Genomic DNA, 21,535 nt, shown 5'->3' with positions numbered 1-21,535 from the left:
GGTGCGCGTGCGAGCAGAATCCGTGGAGACGACCGAGACGACCGAGACGACCGAGACGATGGGCGCCGCGAGCCGATCCCGCACCGATCCCTCGGTGCGGCCCGACCGAATGGCACGAGTGCCCTGGGGTGTGATCGCGCTGTTCGTCGTCCTGTCGTTCGGGCTCGCCTGGCTCGTCGCGCTGCCGCTCTGGCGCATGGGCGCCGATGCGGCGGGCTACTCCCTCTGGTTCGGCGTGCTCGCGGCAGCGATGATGTTCACCCCGGCGATCGCCACGTTGGCGGTGCTGTTCATCACCCGCGCTCCGCGGCGCCAGCGGCTCCGGTTCCTCGGCATGTGGCCGTTGCGCCCCGCACGTCGCGTCGTGTGGTTCGCCGTGGCGGCCCTCTTCGCTCCGCTCGTCGTCGTGCTCGCCTCCGTCGCCGTCTCGGTGCTGTTCGGGTGGGTGCAGCTCGACCTGGTGCACTTCTCGGGCTTCCAGGCGACCCTCGAGGCGCAGCTCGCGACCCTCGACGGCGACACCGCTGAGCTTGCGCGCGCGACGATGCCCCCGGTCGGCCTGCTCGTCGCGCTGCAGCTGGTCATGGTGCCGTTCGGCGCCCTGATCAACAGTGTGCTCGCGTTCGGTGAGGAGATCGGGTGGCGCGGGTGGTTGCTGCCCGCGCTGCTTCCGCTGGGCACCTGGCCGGCGATCCTCATCTCAGGTGCGATCTGGGGTCTGTGGCACTCGCCCCTGATTCTTCTCGGCTACAACTTCGGCCTCACCGACTGGCGAGGGGTCGCGCTGATGACGGGCGGGTGCGTCGCCTGGGGCGCACTGCTCGGCTGGTCGCGTCTGCGCAGCGGATCGGTATGGCCCGCGGTGATCGGACACGGCGCCTTGAACGCCTCCGCCGGCGTGATCGTCGTGCTCGCCGCCGTGGATTCGCCGCTCGACCCCGCCCTTGCCATGCCGCTCGGAGTCTCCGGGTGGATCGTGATCGCGGTCGTGACCGCCGTGCTCGTGGCGACGGGGCAATTCCGTGAGGATCGCCAGCCGCAGCTCGCTCCGCGCAGGGAGCGCAGCGTCAGCGCGAGCGCGGCTCCGACTCAGCCCCCTCAGCGGGTCGAGTGAGCGCGACGATGCGGTCGGCCGCTTCCGGGTACCGAGCGCAGAGGGCGTCACGGTCGCCGAGTTCGAACCCGTTCCACTCGAACGGGGGCGACATGGTGGTGCCGACGAGGCTCCAGGAGCCGAGCGACGACGAACCCTGCATCACTCCCGGAGGCACGACGAGCTGGGGCAGTTGCCCCGCGTCGGCATCGGGCCCGAGCAGCCGCTCCTCGGCGCGCCCGTCGGGGTGCAGCAGGAGGAGGCGTAGCGGATCGCCGGCGTACCAGTGGTACACCTCGACCGAGTCGAGGGCGTGCAGCGCCGAGAAATCCGGGGCTGCGAGCAGATAGTAGATCGCGCTCGAATGCGCGTCGAGATGCATGCGGCGGAAGAGCCCGCCCTCGTGCTCGAGCGGCTCGAGCGAGAGCCGCTCCACCCACCGGGCTGCCTCGGGCGGCAGATGCGCCCCGTCGAGGCCGTCCGCGCGCGAACCCTGCGCGCCGGTCACGCGAGTGCGGCTTCGCGCGTCTTGCGGAACCGCTTGCTCAGCAGGACGAGCACGATCAGCGTGACCACGTACGGCCCGGCATCCGTCAGCTGCTGCGGCAGGCCGAAGGACTGAAGGCGGAACCCGATCGCGTCCGCGAACCCGAAGAGCAGTGCTGCGCCGAGCACGCCCACGGGGTGCGCCCGCGCGAGCATGACCGCGACGACGGCGATCCAGCCGCGGCCGGCCGACATGTTCTCCGTGAACTGCACGACGTTGCCCAGGGCGAGCTGCGCGCCGCCGAGGCCCGCGAGTGCGCCCGAGACGATGACCGCGCCGAGCTGGTAGCGCTGCGGGTCGACGCCCATCGTCGCGGCCGCGAGCGGGCGTTCGCCGACGCCGCGCAGTCGCAGCCCCAGGGGCGTGCGGAAGAGCACGATCCAGAGCGCGGGTACGAGCAGCAGTGCGAGGTACCCGAGCGGCGTCAGCGCGAAGAGCTCGCCGATCCAGGGGATGTCGGCGAGGATCGGAATGCGCCATACGGGAATGCCGACGATGCCGGGGTCTTGGAACACGCCCTGCACGTTGAAGATCGCGACGAGCAGGAAGCTCGTCATCCCGACGGCGAGGATGTTCATCGCGACGGCGAGCACGATGGGGTCGCCCTTCCGGTACACCGCGCCGTAGCCGAGGATGAGGGAGAACAGCGCCCCGGCGATCATGGCGACGATGACTCCGAGCAGCCAGCTGTGCGTGAAGAACGACGCTGCGACACCGGCGAACGCCCCGACGAGGATCATGCCCTCCAGACCGATGTTGAAGATCCCGGCGCGCTCGGCGATCATGCCGCCGAGGGCGGCGAGCAGAATCGGGATGAGCGACCGGAGCACGGACCCGATGAGGTCTTGGTCGAAGAGCTCGAGGAAGTTCATCGATCCGATTCCTTCGTTTCGGCGCCGGTGGCGGTCGGTGCGGCCTGCGGGGCTCCGGGCACGGGCGCGTGCGGCTCGGCGAGCGTCTGCTCGCTCAGCGGCGGCCCGCCCACGGGGTCGCTCGTGGAGGCCTCGGCATCGGCGTCGGCGCCGCCCGCGCCGCCCGCGCCCCGCCTCCGGAACCGGGGCAGGGCCACGCGGAACGCGAGCAGCACGATGACGAGCGCCTGGATCACGGCGGCGATCTGAGGCGAGAGCCCGAGCTCGCGCCCCATCGCATCGCTGCCGACCATGATCGCGGCGAAGAACAGGCCGGCGATCGCGGTGCCGATCGGGCGGTAGAGCGCCAGGAGCGTGACGAGCAGCGCGGTGAAGGCGTAATTCGTCTGCACGAAGTACCCCTCGATGAGGCGCGTGCTGGGCGCCCCGATGATGAGCATGACGCCGAAGAGCCCGGCGAGGCCGCCGGAGAGCGCCATGGTGCGGGTGACGAGGGGCCCCGGCTTGACGCCGCCGTACCGCACGAACTCCGCATTCTGGCCGCTCAGCCCCGATTCGAAGCCGAACCGGGTGCGCCGATTCACGAAGACGGCTCCGGCGATGACGATGATGAGCACGACGATGGACCAGTTGACCCCGGTCAGCACTGCAGTGATCGGGCTCGTCGGGCCGAACGTCGAGCGGAGCGTGTCTGCGAACGCTGCGTCCTTGGGTACGAGCATTCCCAACTGCACCTCCGGTCGCAGCTGCTGGGTCGCCACGAGATCGGTGCTCGGGTCGTTGAGCTGGAAGCGGATGAGCCAGGATGAGAAGTACCGGGCCGGGTAGTTCAGCAGCAGCGTGGAGAGCAGGATCGGCACTCCCAGCAGGTTCTGCAGCAGCGCCGAGATGAGCCCCCAGGCCGCACCGGTCGCGATCGCGACGATCAGGGCGAGCGGCACGACGAGGATCGCCGGGCCGGGCATGTAGACCGCCACGATACCGCCCGTCAGCGCTCCGAGACCGGCCTGGCCCTCGGTGCCGAGGTTCAGCACGCCGGCGCGGAACGCGATGGCGATGGCGATGCCGATCCCGATGATGGGAACGGCTCGCGCAAGCGTATTCGCGAGCCCCGACCCGGTGCCGAACGAGCCCTGGACCATCGCGACGTACCCGCTCACGGGGTCGACGCCAGCGATGATCATGAAGCACGCGCCGATGAGGAGCGCGAGCACTACGGAGACGGGGATGGGGCCGGAGAGCCAGCGACCCGCTGTTCGTGCGGCGTTCATCGTGCGGCCCCCTTCTCGGTGACGTCGGGTCGAGGAGCGCCCTCCGGTGCGGCACTGCCGCGAAGCGCGTCGAACGCGCCCGGACGATGCCGCTCCTCCGGCTCGTGCCCCGCCATGTAGAGGCCGAGCAGCGCCTCGCTCGCATCGGCCTGGGGAACCTCGGCGACGATGCGCCCCTCGAACATCACGGCGATGCGCGAGGAGAGCGACATGATCTCGCTGAGCTCGGCCGAGATGAGGAGCAGTGCGCCTCCGGTGTCGCGGTACTCGCAGAGCTCGCGGTGAATCGATTCGATCGCGCCGATGTCGACTCCGCGGGTCGGCTGCTCGGCGATGAGCACCGGGGAGCCGTAATCGAGCTCGCGAGCGACGACGACCTTCTGCAGGTTGCCGCCCGAGAGCGTGCCGACGCGAGTCGAGGGCCCAGCGATTTTGACGCCGAAACGACTGATCAGCCGCTTCGCGTGGTCGAGCATGGCCGAGCGCGAGAGCAGACCGCCCTTGAGGAGCGGGGCGCTCCGATGGTGGCCGAGCGCGAGATTGTCGATGGCGTCGGCGCCGCCTGCGCTGCCGACGGCATGGCGATCCTCGGGAATGTAGGCGATTCCGCCGTCGCGGCGCTGGGCGATGGACGACGCGCCGAGATCCCGGCCGGCGACGGAGACGGCACCTGCGCTCGCCTTCCGCATGCCGATGATCGCTTCGGCCAGTTCGACCTGGCCGTTGCCGGCGACACCGGCGATGCCGACGACCTCGTTGCGGCGGACGAAGAGGCTCGCATCCGCGACGGCGGCCCGTTCGCCCGATCCGGGCACGGTGAGACCGCGAACGTCGAGTACGACCTCCCCGGGCGCGTGAGCCGGCGGCGGCGTCGTGAGATCGACGTCACGGCCGGTCATATGGCGCGTGATCTCGTCGGGTGAGCTCTCGGCGGTGACGAGCTGCGCGACGTTGCGCCCGTCGCGCAGCACCGTGACGCGGTCCGAGATCGCCATGACCTCGCCCAGCTTGTGGGTGATGAGGATGATCGTGCGACCGTCGGCCTTCAGTGCGCGCAGCACGTCGAAGAGTCGCTCCGTCTCCTGCGGTGTGAGCACCGCGGTGGGCTCGTCGAGGATGAGCACGCGCGCTTCTCGGTAGAGGGCCTTCACGATCTCGACGCGCTGCAGCACCCCGACGGGCACGGAATCGACCCGGGCGGCGGGATCGAGCGAGAGCCCGTAGCGCTCCGCGATCTCCGCGACGGTTCGGTTCGCCTCCTTGCGGTCGATCAGCCCGCGCTTCCTCGGTTCGCTGCGGAAGACGACGTTCTCGGCGATGGTCAGCGAGGGGAACAGCTTGAAGGACTGGAACACCATGCCGATTCCGGCATCGATGGCGTCGAGGGGTGAGGCGAATGTGCGCCGCTCGCCCCGGATGAAGATCTCGCCCTCATCGGGCTGGTACACGCCGGCGAGCTGCGACATCAGAATCGACTTGCCGGCGCCGTTCTCGCCCATCAGTGCGTGGATCTCGCCGGCTTCGACTTCGAAGTCGACGCGATCATCGGCGAGCACGCCCGGGAAGCGCTTGGTGATCCCGCGCATCGAGACTTCGGCGACCATCCGCATTCCTTTTCTTGGTGGTGCATGAAACCCGCCGGTCGAGCGAGCGCGATGAGACGAAACCCAGGGTACTGCGAAACGGGTGTCGGTCTCGGAGCGCGCGGCTCGACCGGCGGGAAGGGGGTTACGCGAGCGGGTCGGTGACCTTGATCTTGCCCGAGACGATGTCGTCGCGCGCCTGCGTCACCTGCTCGAGAACGTCCTCGTGCTCCATGATGGTGCACTGCGAATCGGCGGCGTCCTCGGTGAGGCTGACGATGGTCATGCCCTCCTCCTTGAGGCCGAAGGAGCTCGTCGCGTCCTTCGAGCTCGTGCCGTCCATGATCTCGCCGACCACGGTCTCGACGACGCGGTTCACCGACTTCACGGTGCCGTCGACGACGGAGCCCGGTGCGATCGGGCACTGGTTCGCGTCGACGCCGTACGCGGAGAAGCCCTTCTCGGCTGCGGCCTCCATGATGCCGCCGTTCGAGGCGGCGCCCACGGCGAACACCTGGTCGACGCCGCTCGAGGCGAAGGCGAGCGCCTGCTCCTTGCCGCGGGCCGGGTCTGCGAACGGGTTGTCGCCGCCGATGACCTGCGGGGCCACCGTGTCGACGTCGGCGTTCACGCTCTTGGCGCCCTCGGCGAAGCCGTCGGAGTACTTCTGCAGCAGCTCGTTGTCGACCGAGATCACCGAGCCGACCTTGTTCGCCTCGGTGAGGAGCCCGGCCTCCATGCCGAGCAGGTACGACGGCTCCTGCTCGCGGAAGGTCGCCTGGTAGAGGTTGTCGGGTGCGCCCTCCACGAACGTGTCGATGAGCACGAAGTTCTGCTGAGGGTTCTGCTCGGCGAGCTCCTTGGCGACGTCGCCGAACTGGAACCCGAGCATCACGACGACCTCGGGAGCCTCGGCGATCGCTGCCTCGAGGTTGGAGCGGCGCGTTGCGTCGTCCTTCGACTCGAAGGTCTTCGAGCTGCCCTCGAACTCCTCGGCGACCGACTCGATGCCGATCTTGCCCGACTTCAGAAACTCGTTCTGGCCGATGGGGTCGCTGGTGATGTAGATGAAGCTGGGGCCGTCTGTGGCCGCCTCATCGGTTTCGCCGCCGCCGCCCGAGCAGGAGGTGAGGAGCAGCGCGGCCGACGCCGCGCCTGCGACGAGTGCCGCACGAGCGCGGCGCTTGGTGAAGAACATGGGTGTTCCTTTCGAACGGAAGGGGTTAGAGGTGAGCTGAGGAGCGGAGCGGCTCGAGCGACACGCTGTCGAGCGTCTCGCCTCGGTCGAGCAGGATCACCCGGCGCTCGGTCACGATTGCCGTGATCAGGTCGTGCGGGGTCACATCGAAGGCGGGGTTCACGGCGTCGATGCCGTCGGGAGCGGTGCGCGCACCGCCGAAACCGGCGACCTCGTCGACGCCGCGATCCTCGATCTCGATGTCGGCGCCGCTCGCGGTGCGCATGTCGATCGTGGATTCAGGGGCTACGACGATGAAGGGCACGCCGGCGTGGCGGGCGGCGAGGGCGAGCGAGAACGATCCGACCTTGTTCGCCGTGTCGCCGTTGGCCGCGATGCGGTCGGCGCCGATGAAGACGGCGTCCGCGATGCCGCGGGAGAGCAGGAACGGGCCGGCGGAATCGATCAGCAGCCGGAACGGCGCCTCCATGCGCTGCAGCTCCCAGGCGGTGAGCCGTGCGCCCTGCAGCAGGGGCCGGGTCTCGAGCGGCAGGGCCTCCACGAGCGAGCCCTGCTCGAGAAGCGTCTGGATCACGCCGAGGGCCGTGCCGCGCTCGACGGTGGCCAGGCTGCCCGTGTTGCAGATCGTCATCACGCTCACGCGATCCTTCGCCGCGAGCTCGCGGGTGAGGTCGGCGCCGCGCAATCCCATCGAGATGCACGCCGCGATGTCTTCGTCGCGGATGCGGATCGCCTCGTCGAGCACGGCGGCAGCGCCGTCATCGAGCTTCGTCAGTGCGCGGTCGACTCCCCAGGAGAGGTTCACCGCGGTCGGCCGGGCTTCGCGCAGTACGGCGGCCTGACGGCGCACCTCCTCGCGGTCGAGCTCGTCGTCCCCGTGCTCCGCCTGCACCGAGGCGGCGATGAGCGCGACGCCGAACGCCCCGGCGACGCCGAGCGCAGGGGCGCCGCGCACCGCCAGGCGCTGGATGTCGTCGATCAACTCAGGCAGCTCGGTGATGCGGCGCACCTCGACCCGCTGGGGGAGCAGCGTCTGATCGATGAGTTCGATGGCTCCGTCGACCCAGTCGATCGTGCGCAAGCGGTGCTCCTTCTTCGTCACAGTGTCGCCGCGGGGTTCGATGCGTGTCTGGAAAATGCAGATGCCCCCACCCCGGGCTGCAATATCGCAGCTCTCAGAATACCCGACGCCGACGCTCCGCCGAGCCCGATGTGGGAGTTCCACAACTGCACCCGGTTCAGCGCCGGGACGCGGTTCGTTGCCGAGCCCGTCACGCATCGTTCACCGATCGATATGCGTGTCCTGTCGCGAGGGGCCGCAGGGTCGGCGTAGCGTGTGACGCATCGGGCAGGGTGCCCGATCGAGGAGGCCGGTCGGTCACCACCTCGGAGCTACTGGCCAACTCGCTGAGTCGGGGCCCTGCCCCGGTGCAGAGGAGCCATCGTGGCTGAGATCCGTTACTCCGCAACACCCTCTCCGGTCGTCACCGAACCGGATGCTCCCTCGTCGGCGGACAGCGCTTCGCCAACGGGACACGCGCCGAGTTCGCCCGAGTTGTCCGGCGACACGCACCAGAGGCTGCGCACCTACGTGCTCGACACCTCCGTTCTGCTGAGCGACCCGGCGGCGCTCTTCAGGTTCGCCGAGCACTCGGTCGTGCTGCCCGTCGTCGTGGTGATGGAGCTCGAGAAGAAGCGCCATGACCCCGAACTCGGGTACTTCGCGCGCCGCGCGCTGCGCATTCTGGACGAGCTGCGCGGCAAGCACCTGCGGCTCGACATCCCGGTGCCGGTCGGCGACGCGGGCGGAACGGTGCGGGTCGAGCTCAACCACACGAGTCTCGACGGGCTGCCGAGCGGCATGCGACTCGGCGACAACGACACGCGGATTCTCGCGGTGGCGCAGAACCTCGCATCGGAGGGGCTCGAGGTCACGGTGATCTCGAAGGATCTGCCGATGCGTCTGAAGGCCGCCGCCCTGGGGCTCGGGTCGGAGGAGTACCGAGCGGAACTCGCGCAGGACGACGCGTACACGGGCATCGCGTCCGTCCCGCTCGATGACGAGCAGATGCGCGTGCTGTGGGAGGACGAGCGCCTCGACGACGTCGAAGGAGCAGCGGGCCTGCCGTTCGGCACGGGCCTCGTGCTCACCTCGACACGGGGGTCGGCCCTCGGCCGCATCGACGGGGATCGCTCGTTGCACGTGGTGCGCGGCGACCGCGAGGTCTTCGGAGTGACGGGTCGGAGTGCCGAGCAGCGCCTCGCGATCGATCTGCTGCTGGACCCGCAGATGGGAATCGTGTCGCTCGGGGGCAGCGCAGGCACCGGCAAGTCGGCGCTCGCGCTCGCGGCGGGGCTCGAAGCCGTGCTCGAGCGGCGTCAGCACCGCAAGGTGATGGTGTTCCGGCCGCTGTACGCCGTCGGCGGTCAGGATCTCGGCTACCTGCCGGGCGACCACCAGGAGAAGATGAACCCCTGGGCGCAGGCCGTCTTCGACACCCTCGGATCGATCGTGTCGCAGAACGTGCTTGACGAGGTCGTGGCGCGGGATCTCGTGGAGGTCCTGCCGCTCACCCACATCCGCGGGCGCTCGCTGCACGACGCGTTCGTCATCGTCGACGAGGCGCAGTCGCTCGAGCGGGGCGTGCTGCTGACAATGCTCAGCCGCATCGGCCAGAACTCCCGCGTCGTGCTCACCCACGACGTCGCGCAGCGCGACAACCTCCGCGTCGGCCGGTACGACGGCATCGCGGCGGTCATCGAGAAGCTGAAGGGGCACCGGCTCTTCGGCCACGTCACGCTGACCCGGTCGGAGCGGAGCGAGATCGCGGCGCTCGTCACCGATCTGCTCGACACCCCGTAGAGCGCGCGGGCGAGCCGGCCGACCGGGTGCAGCCACCCGGTCGGCCGGCCCGCGCTATGCGACGTCGGTGATCCGCTGCTCCACGAGCGGCCAGAATGCGTCTGCCCAGACCTCGTACCCGCGATCGTTCGGGTGGAAGGCGTCTGCCGCGAACTCCGTGAGCACGCCCCGCACGCCGCGCTCCCGCGTCGCGGCGTGCAGCGGCACGACGCGCATGCCGCGGTCGGCGGCGATGGCGTGGATCATGCGATTCGCCTCGCGTACCTTTCGCTCATTCCAGGGCAGATGGAAGCACGGGAGCTCGCCGACGATGGTGTGTCGAGGCAGCGCTCCCAGGATCTGGGTCATGTTGCGGTGGAAGCGCACGGCGTTCCAGTCGGCGATGTCGTTCGCGCCGATGTCGATCGTCACGAGTTCGGGCCCGCGGGCGAGCACCTTCTCGGCTTTCGGCAGCTGATCGCGCACGCACAGCGTCGTCGTCGCCCCCGACACGGCGAGGTTGACGACCTTCACATGCTGCCCGGTGCGCCTCTCGATGCGGTCGAGCAGCTGCCCGACGTAGCTGCGGCCGGGCACGGAGGCGCCGATGCCCTGAGCGGTCGAGTCTCCGAGCGCGAGGTACCCGAAGGTGCCCGGCTGCGTGCGGCGCTCCCGCCACCACGCGGCGGTCACGGGCTGCATCTCCGCGAGCTCCATGAGCGGCCGGTTCACGCGCTCGTGCACGTCGTGCCAGCCGAACGTCCGTGCGACCGAGGCCGCGGCCGAGAGCGCGAGCGCGCGCACGCCGTCGCGGGGTACTCCTGCAGGCATCATGGAATCAGCGTAGCGAGGGGCTCGGAAGATCTTTGCACCGGGCATGTCGCGGCTGTCGCTGCCGACGACGTCGGGCCCGGGACCGAAGCACTGCGATCCCGGGCCCGACGGAGTTCGTATGAACGACCTAGTTGGCGACGCCCGGGTGAGTCATCGAGAGCAGATCGAGCGCCTGGTCGAGGTCGGCCTCGGTCACCTCTCCGCGCTCCACGTACCCGAGGTCGACGACGGCTTCGCGCACGGTGATGCCCCTCTTCACCGAGTGCTTCGCGATCTTCGCGGCGGCCTCGTAGCCGATGAGACGGTTCAGCGGCGTCACGGTGGAGGGGCTCATGCCCGCGAGGGCGGCCGCGCGCTCGAGGTTCGCCTCCAGGCCGGAGACGGTCTTGTCGGCGAGCACGCGCGACGCGTTCGAGAGGAGGCGGATCGACTCGAGCAGGGCGGTGCCCATGACGGGGATCTGCACGTTGAGCTCGAACGCGCCCGATGCGCCGGCCCAGGCGATCGTCGCATCGTTGCCGATGACCCGGGCGCACACCATGAGCACGGCTTCGGGAATGACGGGGTTGACCTTGCCGGGCATGATCGACGAGCCGGGCTGGAGATCGGGGATGTGGAGCTCGGCGAGACCGGTGTTCGGGCCCGACCCCATCCAGCGGATGTCGTTGTTGATCTTCGTCAGCGATACGGCGATGGTGCGGAGCGCACCGGACGCCTCGACGAGCCCGTCGCGATTGGCCTGCGCCTCGAAGTGGTTGCGCGCCTCGGTGATGGGCAGGCCGCTCGACTGCGCGATCTCGGCGATGACCTTCTCGGGGAACCCGAGCGGCGTGTTGATGCCGGTGCCGACGGCGGTGCCGCCCTGGGGCACCTCGGCGACGCGGGGGAGCGCGGCGTCGACGCGCTCGATGCCATAGCGGATCTGCGCGGCGAATCCGCCGAACTCCTGGCCGAGCGTGACCGGGGTGGCGTCCATGAGGTGCGTGCGGCCAGATTTGACCGCGGTCTTCCAGAGCTCGGCCTTGGCCTCGAACGCCTCGGCCAGGTGCGCGAGCGCGGGCTTCAGCTGCTCGATGAGGGCGCCGGTGACCGCGATGTGCACCGAGGTCGGGAACACGTCGTTCGACGACTGGGACGCGTTGACGTGGTCGTTCGGGTGCACGGGCGCCCCGAGGTGGCGCGTGGCGAGCGTCGCGAGCACCTCGTTCATGTTCATGTTCGAGGAGGTGCCCGACCCGGTCTGATACGTGTCGACGGGGAACATGTCGTGGTGGTCGCCCGCGATGATCTCGTCGGCCGCCGCCACGATGGCCTGCGCGACCGACGCGTCGAGGATGCCGAGGTCGCCGTTCGCGATGGCCGCTGCGCGCTTGATGCGCGCGAGCGCGACAATCTGCGCGGGTTCGAGGCCCTTGCCCGAGATGGGGAAGTTCTCGACGGCGCGCTGGGTCTGGGCGGCGTACAGCGCGTGCTTCGGAACCCGCACCTCGCCCATGGTGTCGTGCTCGATGCGGTACTCGGTCTCGGCGCCCGTGGCGCTGCGATCTTCGGTCACAATCATCCTTCGTTTCGTGGATACTGCTCGTGGGTCGGAGAAGTTCGTGTCAGGGCCGCACGCGCTCAGGCGGCGATCGGTTCGGCCCCCGCGATGTCGAGGTGCCCGACGGCGCTCACGGCGACGGCGCGGCCCTCCGAGAGCCGGTACTGGCAGCCGACGATGCCGAGTCGGCCGGCGGCGACGGCATCGCTGATGATGCGCGAGCTGCGCAGCAACTGATTGACGGTCGCGGCGAGATGCACGCGTCCCACCGCGTCGGCGTCGATGGACGAGGCGTCGACGTAGGGGGTGTCTCGGTGCTCGCGCAGCCAGAGCTCCTGCACCGACGGCAGGATCGGCGCGAGGGTGTTCTCGACCGCCGTCGGCACGGCAGCCGGATCCTGTTCCATCTGCCCGATCGCAGCGGCGACCGCACCGCACGAGTCGTGGGCGAGCACGACGATCACGGCGACGCCGAGGTTCGCGACCGCGTACTCCATGGACGCGGTGATCGATTCCGCGACGACGTGCCCCATGTTGCGGGCGATGAAGAGGTCGCCGAGCCCCGCGTCGAAGATGATCTCCGCGGCCAGCCGTGAGTCGGAGCAGCCGAAGAGCGCGGCGTCGGGGTCCTGCCCCTTGGTGAGCTCGTGGCGTCGTTCGACGTCCTGTCGGGGGTGCTGCGGCCCGCCGTCGATGAAGCGCTGGTTGCCGGCGACGAGTGCGTCCCACGCCTGCTGCGGCGTGACTCTGGGGGCGGTCATGCAGTTCCCTTCGGTTCGGAGAGTGAATCGGCGACTTCCGTTGCGAGCATGCGGAGCGTCGCCGGGGAGTCGGTGCCGTAGACGAGGATCGTGTCGTCGCCGTGCTGCGCCTGCAGTGCGAAGAGCACGTTCGAGCTGTCGGGATCGCGATCGCTGTGATCGTAGGTGATCCAGTCGAGGCCGCCCAGCGTCTCGTTGCCGGTCGGCGCCTGCTGCTCGAGCTGCTGGGCGATCCACACGTCTTCGACGGGGGCGCCGTCGGGGGTGAACGCCTGCGTCACCGCGGCGTACGCCTCGACGCCGGTCGCGTCGTCGACCGTGGTGTAGTTGATCTGCCACGCCGTCACTCCGTCGCCGCCGCGCAGCTCGGCCTGCTTCGCCTTCCACGGCTCGGGCACTTCCGGCGCCGCCAAGTCGCGACCGGCGCTCGGCGCCGCTTCGGCCGCGAGCGAGACGACGTCGACCTCGTGCTCGGCGAAGCCTCCGGTTCCGCGGGGCACCATCAGGAAGATGACGAGCACCAGTCCCAGACTCACGAGCAGGGAGAAGACGAGATTGTTGACCGTCTTGCGCTCGCGGTACAGGCGGCTGTCTCGGGCCTTGCGCGTCGCGGTCTCCTGCGGGGTCTCGGGTCTCCCGAGCTCGGCGACGATCGCCGGCGTTTTGCGCTTCGCCATCGCTTACGCGTCACCCCCGCCGGAGCCCTCGCCGACGTTCTTGCGCGCCGCCTCGAGCCGCTGGCGCGCACCGAGCAGCCACTCCTCGCAGCGCGACGCCAGGGCTTCCCCGCGTTCCCAGAGCTGCAAGGATTCTTCGAGGGTCGCTCCGCCCTGCTCGAGGCGGCCGACCACCTGGATGAGCTCGTCGCGCGCCTCCTCGTACGAGAGGGAGGCGGGATCCGGAGCCGCCGTATCTGCCATGCGGATCAGTCTACCCGCCGCCGCGGACACGGATGCCGGGGCCGGGGTGCGGCCGAGGGGGAGAGCGGGGCGGGGGACGAGCGACGGATCACCCGCGCTCGGTCGTCTCCGCTCGTTCGCCGTCGTCGTCTGGATCGCGCCCCGCCGCCCGCTTGCCGAGTTTGGCCCAGGACGAGCGGATCATGCGCTGGATGGAGCTGTCGAGAGCGACCGCGATGATCAGCGTCGCGCCGACCAGGATCGTCTGGAGGAAGGGCGACGCCTGCATGAAGACGAGACCCGCGCGCAGGACGCGGAAGAACAGCAGTCCGGCGACCACGCCGCTGATGCGCCCCACGCCGCCCTCGAAGGCGACTCCGCCGAGCAGCACGACGGTGAGCACTTCGAGCTCGAGGCCGGATCCGATGTTGGGGTTCGCCGATTGCACTTTCGCGGAGAGGAACAGACCGGCGAGAGCGGCGAACGCGCCGGTCGCGACGAAGAGCAGGAAGCGCGAGCGCTGCACGTTGACGCCCATCAGCCGGGCGGCGCGCTCGTTCCCGCCGATCGCTTTGACGGACTTGCCGAACGTCGTGTGGTTGAGCACGTACCACCCGAGCGCAATGACCGCGATGAGCGCGATGATCTGGATCGGGATGGGGCCGACTTTCAACGTGCCGATGCTCCGGAACGCTTCGGGAAGCTCGGCGCGGGGGATCGTGCGGCCGTCGGAGAGGAGCAGTGCGAGGCCGCCCCAGACGCTCAGAGCGCCGAGCGTGACCACGAACGAGTTGAGTCGCAGGTAGGCGACCAGGAAGCCGTTGAGGGCGCCGGCGACGATTCCGGTCGCGACGGCGACGCCGAAACCGAGCAGCGTCGAGCCGCTCGCGCTCATCATGAGGCCTCCGGTGATCGCCGCGGCCGAGGCTACCGAGCCCACGGACAGGTCGATCGTGCCCGACATGATGAGGAACGCGGCGGGGATCGCGATCAGTCCGAGCTCAGCGGCCTGCAGCAGGATGCTCTGCCCGTTCGCGAAGGTGAAGAAGTTGGGCCGAAGGATCGAGAAGACGGTGATGAGCACGATCAGGGCGAGGAAGATGCCGTTCTTCGCGGCGAAGATCTTCAGGCGTTCTGCGTTCATGGGGAGTTCCGTTCGGGCGCCGGTTCAGGCGCGGGTCGGCTCTGCGATGGCGAGGAGCGAGGTCAGGAGGTCTTCGTTGAAGGTGCTGGATCGGGGAACGGGGACGAGGCGGTCGCCGAGCACCGTGTAGGCGCGATCGCACATGCTCGCGATCTCGTCGGACTCGCTCGAGGCGACGAGCACCGCCGCACCGCGGGCGGCGGCGGCGCGGGTCGCCTCGACGATGTCGAGCTTCGCGCCGACGTCGACGCCCTGGGTCGGCTGGGCGAGGATCAGCAGTGTCGGCTGAGCGGGGTAGAGCCATCGGGCGAGCAGGTGCTTCTGGCGGTTGCCGCCGGAGAACTGGGACACCTCCGCGTCGGCGGAGGGCCCTCGGATATCGAGCGCGGCCCGAGCTCGCTCGTAGATCTCGGTGCCGGATCGGGGCGACACCCACCACCCGCGCCCCGGGCCCGAGGAGTGCCACGGAAGCATGACGTTGTCGAGAGCGGTCTCCGACGCTATGAGCCCCTCGGTGTCGCGGTCGGGAGGCACGAAGAACACGCCGCGTCTGATCGCATGGCCCGGTGAGGTGAAGCGCACGGGCTCTCCCTGCAGTGCGAATGATTGCGGGGTCCTGGCCGCGCCTGCGAGTCGGGCCGCGATCTCGAACTGCTCGCCGCCGGCCATTCCGAACAGTCCGACCACCTCGCCGGCACGGGCCCGCACCGCACCGCCGGGCGTATCGACCGAGACGACCTCCGCGCCGGGGGTGACGTGCGTGAAGTCGAGCGACCGCAGGTCGGGCACCAGCGCGTCGGCGAGCTTCGCCGGCGTGAAGTCGCTCGCCGGTCCGTCGACGACCAGGCGTCCGCCGCGCAGCACGACGATGCGCGTGCAGACCTCCATGATGTCGGGGAGACGATGCGAGACGTAGACGACGGCGATGCCCCGCTCGGCGAATCCGCGAATGAGGTCGTGCAGCGCGTCGGTCTCCGCGCGACCGAGCGCGGCCGTCGGCTCGTCGAGCAGCAGCACCTTCATCTCGCCGGAGAGCATGCCTCGGGCGATGTCGACGAGCTGGCGCTCCCCGAGTCCCAGTGCCTCCACCGGGATCTCGAGCGGGATCTCGGCGCCCACGGCTTCGAGGGCGCGATGCGCCCGGGCCCGTCGTTCGGCGCCGCGCGGTGCCGTGCGGGCGAGGAAGAGGTTCTCGAGTACGGACATGTTCGGCGCCAGCGCGGGCTCCTGGTGGATGACGGTGACGCCGTGCTGAGCGGCCTCGCGCGGAGTCAGACGCTTCTCGATGCGCGTTCCATCGATGCTGAATGCGCCGCTGCTCGCTCCGATCACCCCGGTGGTGACGTTGAACAGTGTGCTCTTGCCCGCTCCGTTGTGCCCGAGCAGTCCCACGATCTCGCCGGGGGCGATCGAGAAGGTGATGTCCTCGAGCGCGCGCGTCGCGCCGAAGTCGACGGTGACGCCGCTGTACTCGAGCCGATACGTGCTGTCGACCATGAGGGGGTCCTCTCTCATTCCGGCGAACGGGTTCGCCGGGGGCGCCCGGGAGCAACCGGGCGCCCCGTGCGGTACTACTGGTTCGCCAGCAGGAAGTCCTCGGCGTTCTCGCTGGTGACCTCGGTCACCGGAACGGACTGATCCTCCACGGGGTCGCCCTCTGCCGCATCCACCAGCATCTGAGCATTGGCCTCGGCGAGCTGACGGGCCGGGGCGATGTACGCGTAGCGCCAGAACGAATTTGGTTCCATGATGACTTCGAGCTCGGCGTCGGTCGCATCCAGATTGAGCAGGAGCATGCTGTCATCGGTCGGAGACACGCCGGAGTCGGTGAGCGCCTGGTACGCGCCGAGAGCGGGATCGTTCGCGATCGCGAGCCAGACCTTCGTATCGGGTGCGGCGTTGAGCTGGTTCTGCACCGCTGCATAGCCGTCGTCGAGGCTCAACACCTTGTGCTCAGTGATGTCGAGGTTGAGCCCGGCAGCGTCGAGAGCGTCGAGCATCCCCTGGCCGCGGAGTCGCCCGAGATCGGTATCGGGCCACCCGAGGAAGGCGACGTCGACCTGCTCGTCGCCGTAGGTCTCCTCGATCCACTCGGCTGCCTTCTCTCCGGCCTTCTTCCCGTCGGCCTCGTGGTCGAGCATGACTGCCGCGGCGACGCCGTCCCAGGTGCTGCCGTAGCCGAGGATCGGGATTCCGGCGTCGGTCGCCTGCTGAGTGACGGCGACCATGGCGTCGGATTGCACGGGGTACCCCATGATCGCTTTGATGTCGCCGCGCACGAGCCACGATTCCCAGTCCTGCACCTGCGTCTGCGCGTTCCACTTGGGGTCGTCGGTGACGAACTCGTATCCCGCGTCGGTCACGATCGTCTCCATGAAGGGCAGCATGTCGTTCCAGATCTGGATGTCGAGGCCGGCGAAGCTCATCGCGACGGCGCCCTTCGATTCGGAGCCGCTGGATGCACCGCCCCCGCCGTCGTCCGAACTGCATCCGCTCAGGGCGAGCGCTGCGGCCGCCGCGAGTGCGAGACCGCCGAATAGTGCACGAGTGCGTTTCATGAGTTGACTCCTTCGTCGGGATGCTCGTGGGCACCGCTGCCCTCCGTTGTCGAGCCGGCCCTGGCCCGCAGCGTCACCATAAGACCACGATCAACTTCCAAAAGTCAACGCTGAGAATGTTTCATTTATATTTCGACATTCACAAGTCCGTTTTGTTTGTGGATCGTGAATCCTGCCGACTATGGTGGTGGCCACCGGAACCGGCGTCATCGAACGCGCGGACCACCGGAATGACTGGAAGGACACACGCAATGGAGCGCAGAACCGGATACGTCTGGCACGAACGGTACGCATGGCACGACACGGGTACGCACGCCGGGATCTACCCGTCGGGGGGATTCGTGCAGCCGTATCGCAATTTCGAGAGCCCCGAGTCGAAGGCTCGGTTCGCGGGCCTCGTCGAGGTGTCCGGCCTGCTGGAGTCGCTCGTGCGGATCCCCGCCCGGGAGGTCGAGGCGGAGGATCTGCTGCGCGTGCACACCGCGGGGCACGTCGCACGCATCCGCGAGCAATCCGAACGCGCCGGAGGTGATGCCGGAGACGGCTTCTCACCGTTCGGGCGCGGCGGGTACGACCTCGCCCGTCTCGCGGCGGGCGGCACGCTCGCGGCCGCGGAGGCGGTGCTCGACGGCGTCGTCGACAACGCCTACGCCCTCGTGCGCCCGCCCGGGCATCATGCCGAGCCGGATCAGGGGCGCGGGTACTGCCTGTTCGCGAACGTGCCGGTGGCGATCGAGGCGCTCCGTGCGGCGGGCAGGGTGAATCGCGTTGCGATCTTCGACTACGACGTGCATCACGGCAACGGGGCGCAGAAGATCTACTGGGACGACCCGAACGTGCTCACCATCTCCGTGCACCAGGATCGCCTGTTCCCGGTCGACAGCGGCCTGGTCGACGAGCAGGGCGCCGGTGCCGGCGCGGGAACCAACATCAATGTGCCGCTTCCCGCGGGATCGGGTGACGGGGCGTACTGGTCGGTCGTCGACGAGGTCGCCCGCCCGGCCATCACTGCGTTCGCACCCGATCTCATCCTCGTATCGAGCGGTTTCGACCCGTCTGCACTCGACCCCCTCGGGCGGATGAGTGTGACCTCCGAGGGCTTCCGCGGCATCGCGGAACGACTGCTCGCGATCGCGGACGAAGCGTGCGACGGGAAGATCGTCTTCTCGCACGAGGGCGGGTACTCGGCGGTGCACGTGCCGTTCTGCGGCGTCGCCGTGCTCGAGGCGCTGAGCGGCGTGCGCACCGGCGTCGAGGATCCCTTCAACCTGTCTGTGGGCGACTCGCCCACGCGAACGCTCACCGACTGGCAGACCGCGGTCATCGATCAGTCAGCCGAGCTCGCGCGGGCGCTGGGCCTCGTCATCGAACGGCCCGGCGACTGAGCGACTCGTCATCGTCCGTTCAGCAGCGGAAAGATCGGCCGGTGCGTGTGCACCGAGTCGTAGAGGAACGTCTCGATGTGGGAGACGCCGCGGATCTCGCGAATCTGCCGGTTGATCAGCGTGAAGAGCTCTGCGGGGGTCGTCGCGTACACCTCGACCAGAATGCTGAACCTGCCCGAGCCCAGCACGACGTAGCGGACGCCTTCGAACGCCGCGATGCGATCGGCGACCGCGTCGATGTCCCCGGACACCTCGATCTGCAGGCTCGCGATGCTGCTGAGCCCCACGGCGTTCGGGCTCGTCACGCCGATGACGCGCACGACGCCGCGCTCCTGCAGTCGCTTCACGCGCGCCCGGGCGCCACCCGGGGTGAGACCGACCTCGTTCCCGAGGTCGGAGTAGCTCATGCGGCCGTCTCGCTCGAGCAGCACGATGAGCTGCTCGTCGAGCTCGTCGAGCACGCCGAAGGGCTCTGGAGCTTCGCCCGAGGAGGATCCGTCTTCGGGGCCGGGCTTCCGTGCTTTCGCCATGTCATGCAGTATGGCACGCGCCCGCACGGGAGCCCGCGCGCGATCAGCGCTCGGTCGTGAGCGCGTCGAGCGAGCCTTCGGCGAGCGAGAGCCGGATCGCGGTGCCCTCCGGCGCATCCGACGGGTTCCGCAGCACAGCGCCGGGAGCGCCGGATTCGTCGGTGATCTGCGCGATCGCGTACCCCCGCTCGAGCGTCGCGCGGGGCGAGAGCGCGGCGAGTCTGCCGCGCGCCTCGGCGAGGACCCGACCGCGGTCCTCGACAGCGCGGTCTGCGAGCTCGGTGCCGCGGGAGATCCAGCGGACGAGCTCCTCGGCGCGCTCGTCGACGAGGCGATCCGGCGCCGCGAGCACCGGGCGACCCCGCAGCTGCGCGATGCGATCCGTCTCGTGGGCGAGCACCTGGCCGAGGCGCGTCGTCAGCCGGGCCCGCGCCTGGTCGAGCCCGGCCAGCTCCTCGCCGACGTCGGGCACGACGCGCTTCGCCGCGTCGGTCGGCGTCGAAGCGCGCAGATCGGCCACCTCGTCGAGCAGCGGGCGATCCGCCTCGTGCCCGATCGCGCTCACGATCGGCGTGGTGGCCGCGCTCGCCGCCCGCACCACGCGCTCGTCGCTGAACGGCAGCAGGTTCTGGAAGTCTCCGCCGCCGCGCGCGACGACGATCACATCGATGTCGGGGTCGCGATCGAGGGTCTCGATCGCCGCGGCCACCTCGGCGGCCGCGCGATCCCCCTGCACCGCGGCGTAGTGGAGTGTGAACTGCACTCCCGGCCAGCGCAAGGTGGCGTTGCGCACGACGTCTTTCTCGGCGTCCGAATCGCGCCCCGTCACCAGTCCGACGCGCCCGGGGAGGAAGGGGAGGCGCTTCTTGCGGCCGGCGTCGAACAGGCCCTCTGCCTGCAGCTGCCGGCGGAGCCGCTCGAGCCGCTCGAGCAGCTCGCCGATCCCCACGTGCGAGATGTCGAACACCTGCACCGTGAGCGAGCCGCCCTTGACCCAGAAATTCGGCTTCACGAGCGCGACGACGCGGTCGCCCTGCGAGAAGTCGCTCGTCAACCGCTGCGCGACCGAGCGCCAGACCGTGAAGCTGACGGTCGCGTCCTGCTGCAGGTCGCGCAGCTTGCCGTAGACGTGACCGCCGCGCAGCTGCCACTGCGTGACCTCGCCCTCGATCCACACCTGACCGAGCCGATCGATCCACGCGGCGATCTTCTCGCTCATCTCGGCGACGGGCCACGGGGCCTCCCGCGTTGCGGGACCGTTCGATGCTGCGTCTGCCATGCGACCAGCCTAGTTGGCGCTCAGCGCGACCGCGCCGCCCCGGGACTGCGCAGGCGGCGACGGTAGAATCGCGCTCATGAACGACACCCAGGTGCGAGATCAGCGCACGATCGGGGCACCCGTGGTGACGCTGGCGATGCCCCGCATGCGGCGGCAGGCGGGCCGACTGCGCGACGTTCCGGTGATGGGTCAGAAGAAGGTCATTCTCGCCGCGCCCCGCGGGTACTGCGCGGGGGTGGATCGCGCGGTCGTCGCGGTCGAGAAGGCCCTCGTGCGGTACGGCGCTCCGGTGTACGTGCGCAAGCAGATCGTGCACAACGTGCACGTGGTGAACACGCTGGAGAAGATGGGCGCGATCTTCGTGGAGGAGGTCGACGAGGTGCCGCAGGGGGCGCACGTCGTCTTCTCGGCGCACGGCGTCTCTCCCGCAGTGGTGGACGAGGCCGCGGATCGCGGGCTCCACGCCATCGACGCGACGTGCCCCCTCGTCACCAAGGTGCATCGCGAGGCCGTGCGCTTCGCCAAGCAGGATCTCGAGATCCTCCTCATCGGCCACTCCGACCACGAGGAGGTCGAGGGAACCGCCGGCGAGGCGCCCGATCGGATCACGATCGTGAACTCGCCCGACGACGTCGATGGGCTCGTGGTGCGCGATCCGGATCGCCTCGTGTGGCTCTCCCAGACGACCCTGTCGGTCGATGAGACGATGGAGACCGTGCGCCGGCTCCGCGAGCGGTTCCCGAACCTCCAGGATCCGCCGAGCGACGACATCTGCTACGCGACGCAGAACCGTCAGGTCGCCGTGAAGCAGATCGCGCCGCAGGCCGACCTCGTCATCGTGGTCGGTTCGGCGAACTCCTCCAACTCGGTGCGACTGAAAGAGGTGGCGCTCGAATACGGTGCGCGGGCCGCCTACCGCGTCGACTTCGCGAGCGAGGTGCGTCAGGAGTGGCTCGAGGGGGTGCAGACGATCGGCGTGACGAGCGGCGCTTCGGTGCCGGAGGTGCTCGTGCAGGAACTGCTCGACGATCTCGCGGATGCGGGGTACGGCGATGTGGAGGCCGCCGTCACCGCCGAGGAGGATCTCGTGTTCTCGCTCCCGAAGGAACTGCGGCAGGACGCGGCAGGCAATCGGGACGCGCGTGCGCTCGGCGGTCGCGTGCGCTGATCAGGATCAGCAGCGGGCCCGACTGACGCCG

At 69.4% G+C, this 21,535-nt stretch carries 20 protein-coding genes; 4 read left to right on the top strand and 16 right to left on the bottom strand.

What is annotated here, in order from left to right:
- Positions 1-7 precede the first annotated feature (7 nt).
- Entirely contained in the window at positions 8-1,114 is a 1,107-nt protein-coding gene (locus PQI23_RS05015; RefSeq protein WP_339972147.1) for a CPBP family intramembrane glutamic endopeptidase, read from the top strand.
- Here PQI23_RS05015 and PQI23_RS05010 read toward each other — a convergent pair.
- From PQI23_RS05010 to mtnA, 6 genes are all read right to left on the bottom strand, one after another.
- Positions 1,068-1,601, bottom strand: a complete 534-nt coding sequence (locus PQI23_RS05010) for a cupin domain-containing protein (RefSeq protein ID WP_339972145.1) — start codon at positions 1,599-1,601, stop codon at positions 1,068-1,070. The genes PQI23_RS05015 and PQI23_RS05010 overlap by 47 nt on opposite strands.
- The gene (locus tag PQI23_RS05005; RefSeq protein ID WP_339972143.1) at positions 1,598-2,512 is read right to left on the bottom strand and encodes an ABC transporter permease; all 915 of its coding nucleotides are present in this window, start codon (positions 2,510-2,512) and stop codon (positions 1,598-1,600) included. The genes PQI23_RS05010 and PQI23_RS05005 overlap by 4 nt, the downstream gene beginning before the upstream one ends.
- Positions 2,509-3,783, bottom strand: coding sequence for an ABC transporter permease (locus PQI23_RS05000; protein ID WP_339972141.1), 1,275 nt, complete (start codon positions 3,781-3,783; stop codon positions 2,509-2,511). Before PQI23_RS05000 ends, PQI23_RS05005 begins: the two co-directional genes overlap by 4 nt.
- Positions 3,780-5,387 (bottom strand): ABC transporter ATP-binding protein, encoded by a 1,608-nt coding sequence (locus PQI23_RS04995; RefSeq protein ID WP_339972139.1) that lies wholly within the window; start codon positions 5,385-5,387, stop codon positions 3,780-3,782. Before PQI23_RS04995 ends, PQI23_RS05000 begins: the two co-directional genes overlap by 4 nt.
- 124 nt (positions 5,388-5,511) lie before the next feature.
- A complete protein-coding gene (locus PQI23_RS04990) occupies positions 5,512-6,564 on the bottom strand; it encodes a BMP family ABC transporter substrate-binding protein (RefSeq protein WP_339972137.1) in 1,053 nt (350 codons plus the stop codon).
- A 25-nt stretch (positions 6,565-6,589) separates the two neighbouring features.
- Positions 6,590-7,666 carry an S-methyl-5-thioribose-1-phosphate isomerase gene (gene mtnA, locus PQI23_RS04985; protein WP_445238402.1) on the bottom strand — a complete coding sequence of 359 codons (1,077 nt, stop codon included), beginning with the start codon at positions 7,664-7,666 and terminating at the stop codon, positions 6,590-6,592.
- A 453-nt stretch (positions 7,667-8,119) separates the two neighbouring features.
- On the opposite strand from mtnA, the gene PQI23_RS04980 reads away from it, so the two are divergent.
- Positions 8,120-9,427 (top strand): PhoH family protein, encoded by a 1,308-nt coding sequence (locus PQI23_RS04980; RefSeq protein WP_339972338.1) that lies wholly within the window; start codon positions 8,120-8,122, stop codon positions 9,425-9,427.
- Between the two features lie 54 nt (positions 9,428-9,481).
- On the opposite strand, the gene PQI23_RS04975 is transcribed toward PQI23_RS04980, so the two are convergent.
- The 8 genes from PQI23_RS04975 to PQI23_RS04940 all read right to left on the bottom strand — a co-directional run bounded on the left by PQI23_RS04975 (position 9,482) and on the right by PQI23_RS04940 (position 17,142).
- A complete protein-coding gene (locus tag PQI23_RS04975) occupies positions 9,482-10,240 on the bottom strand; it encodes an SGNH/GDSL hydrolase family protein (protein WP_339972133.1) in 759 nt (252 codons plus the stop codon).
- 127 nt (positions 10,241-10,367) lie between these two features.
- On the bottom strand, positions 10,368-11,795 hold the full coding sequence (locus PQI23_RS04970; protein WP_339972131.1) for a class II fumarate hydratase: 1,428 nt from the start codon (positions 11,793-11,795) through the stop codon (positions 10,368-10,370).
- Positions 11,796-11,860: 65 nt separating this feature from the next.
- A complete protein-coding gene (locus PQI23_RS04965) occupies positions 11,861-12,541 on the bottom strand; it encodes a carbonic anhydrase (RefSeq protein WP_339972129.1) in 681 nt (226 codons plus the stop codon).
- A complete protein-coding gene (locus PQI23_RS04960) occupies positions 12,538-13,218 on the bottom strand; it encodes a DUF4245 family protein (protein ID WP_339972127.1) in 681 nt (226 codons plus the stop codon). The genes PQI23_RS04965 and PQI23_RS04960 overlap by 4 nt, the downstream gene beginning before the upstream one ends.
- Before the next feature lie 3 nt (positions 13,219-13,221).
- Positions 13,222-13,461, bottom strand: a complete 240-nt coding sequence (locus tag PQI23_RS04955; RefSeq protein ID WP_339972125.1) for an exodeoxyribonuclease VII small subunit — start codon at positions 13,459-13,461, stop codon at positions 13,222-13,224.
- Positions 13,462-13,549: 88 nt separating this feature from the next.
- Positions 13,550-14,584: an ABC transporter permease gene (locus PQI23_RS04950; protein ID WP_339972123.1), complete on the bottom strand. Its 1,035-nt coding sequence runs from the start codon at positions 14,582-14,584 to the stop codon at positions 13,550-13,552.
- Positions 14,585-14,608: 24 nt separating this feature from the next.
- Complete coding sequence (locus PQI23_RS04945) at positions 14,609-16,081, bottom strand: sugar ABC transporter ATP-binding protein (protein ID WP_339972121.1); 1,473 nt, start codon at positions 16,079-16,081, stop codon at positions 14,609-14,611.
- 74 nt (positions 16,082-16,155) lie between these two features.
- Positions 16,156-17,142: a substrate-binding domain-containing protein gene (locus PQI23_RS04940; protein ID WP_339972119.1), complete on the bottom strand. Its 987-nt coding sequence runs from the start codon at positions 17,140-17,142 to the stop codon at positions 16,156-16,158.
- Positions 17,143-17,393: 251 nt separating this feature from the next.
- Here PQI23_RS04940 and PQI23_RS04935 point away from each other — a divergent pair, with 251 nt between their 5' ends.
- A complete protein-coding gene (locus PQI23_RS04935) occupies positions 17,394-18,527 on the top strand; it encodes a class II histone deacetylase (protein ID WP_339972117.1) in 1,134 nt (377 codons plus the stop codon).
- A gap of 8 nt (positions 18,528-18,535) precedes the next feature.
- Here PQI23_RS04935 and PQI23_RS04930 read toward each other — a convergent pair whose 3' ends face one another.
- Both PQI23_RS04930 and xseA read right to left on the bottom strand, forming a co-directional pair.
- Positions 18,536-19,057, bottom strand: coding sequence for an Lrp/AsnC family transcriptional regulator (locus PQI23_RS04930; protein WP_339972115.1), 522 nt, complete (start codon positions 19,055-19,057; stop codon positions 18,536-18,538).
- Positions 19,058-19,100: 43 nt separating this feature from the next.
- Positions 19,101-20,336, bottom strand: coding sequence for an exodeoxyribonuclease VII large subunit (gene xseA, locus PQI23_RS04925; protein WP_339972113.1), 1,236 nt, complete (start codon positions 20,334-20,336; stop codon positions 19,101-19,103).
- 136 nt (positions 20,337-20,472) lie between these two features.
- On the opposite strand from xseA, the gene PQI23_RS04920 reads away from it, so the two are divergent.
- Positions 20,473-21,504, top strand: a complete 1,032-nt coding sequence (locus tag PQI23_RS04920) for a 4-hydroxy-3-methylbut-2-enyl diphosphate reductase (RefSeq protein ID WP_339972336.1) — start codon at positions 20,473-20,475, stop codon at positions 21,502-21,504.
- Positions 21,505-21,535: the final 31 nt, after the last annotated feature.

Origin of the sequence: Leucobacter sp. USCH14 (assembly GCF_037619215.1) — a bacterium.
Lineage (GTDB): Bacteria > Actinomycetota > Actinomycetes > Actinomycetales > Microbacteriaceae > Leucobacter.
The sequence above is the reverse complement of the archived record's forward strand: the minus strand, read 5'-3'. Positions and strand labels throughout refer to the sequence as shown.

Coding starts and splice junctions, on each gene's coding strand:
- PQI23_RS05005 (WP_339972143.1), bottom strand. CDS start 2,512: ATGAACTTCCTCGAGCTCTTCGACCAAGACCTCATCGGGTCCGTGCTC.
- PQI23_RS05000 (WP_339972141.1), bottom strand. CDS start 3,783: ATGAACGCCGCACGAACAGCGGGTCGCTGGCTCTCCGGCCCCATCCCC.
- PQI23_RS04995 (WP_339972139.1), bottom strand. CDS start 5,387: ATGGTCGCCGAAGTCTCGATGCGCGGGATCACCAAGCGCTTCCCGGGC.
- PQI23_RS04990 (WP_339972137.1), bottom strand. CDS start 6,564: ATGTTCTTCACCAAGCGCCGCGCTCGTGCGGCACTCGTCGCAGGCGCG.
- PQI23_RS04975 (WP_339972133.1), bottom strand. CDS start 10,240: ATGATGCCTGCAGGAGTACCCCGCGACGGCGTGCGCGCGCTCGCGCTC.
- PQI23_RS04965 (WP_339972129.1), bottom strand. CDS start 12,541: ATGACCGCCCCCAGAGTCACGCCGCAGCAGGCGTGGGACGCACTCGTC.
- PQI23_RS04960 (WP_339972127.1), bottom strand. CDS start 13,218: ATGGCGAAGCGCAAAACGCCGGCGATCGTCGCCGAGCTCGGGAGACCC.
- PQI23_RS04955 (WP_339972125.1), bottom strand. CDS start 13,461: ATGGCAGATACGGCGGCTCCGGATCCCGCCTCCCTCTCGTACGAGGAG.
- PQI23_RS04950 (WP_339972123.1), bottom strand. CDS start 14,584: ATGAACGCAGAACGCCTGAAGATCTTCGCCGCGAAGAACGGCATCTTC.
- PQI23_RS04945 (WP_339972121.1), bottom strand. CDS start 16,081: ATGGTCGACAGCACGTATCGGCTCGAGTACAGCGGCGTCACCGTCGAC.
- PQI23_RS04940 (WP_339972119.1), bottom strand. CDS start 17,142: ATGAAACGCACTCGTGCACTATTCGGCGGTCTCGCACTCGCGGCGGCC.
- PQI23_RS04935 (WP_339972117.1), top strand. CDS start 17,394: ATGGAGCGCAGAACCGGATACGTCTGGCACGAACGGTACGCATGGCAC.
- PQI23_RS04930 (WP_339972115.1), bottom strand. CDS start 19,057: ATGGCGAAAGCACGGAAGCCCGGCCCCGAAGACGGATCCTCCTCGGGC.
- xseA (WP_339972113.1), bottom strand. CDS start 20,336: ATGGCAGACGCAGCATCGAACGGTCCCGCAACGCGGGAGGCCCCGTGG.
- PQI23_RS04920 (WP_339972336.1), top strand. CDS start 20,473: ATGCCCCGCATGCGGCGGCAGGCGGGCCGACTGCGCGACGTTCCGGTG.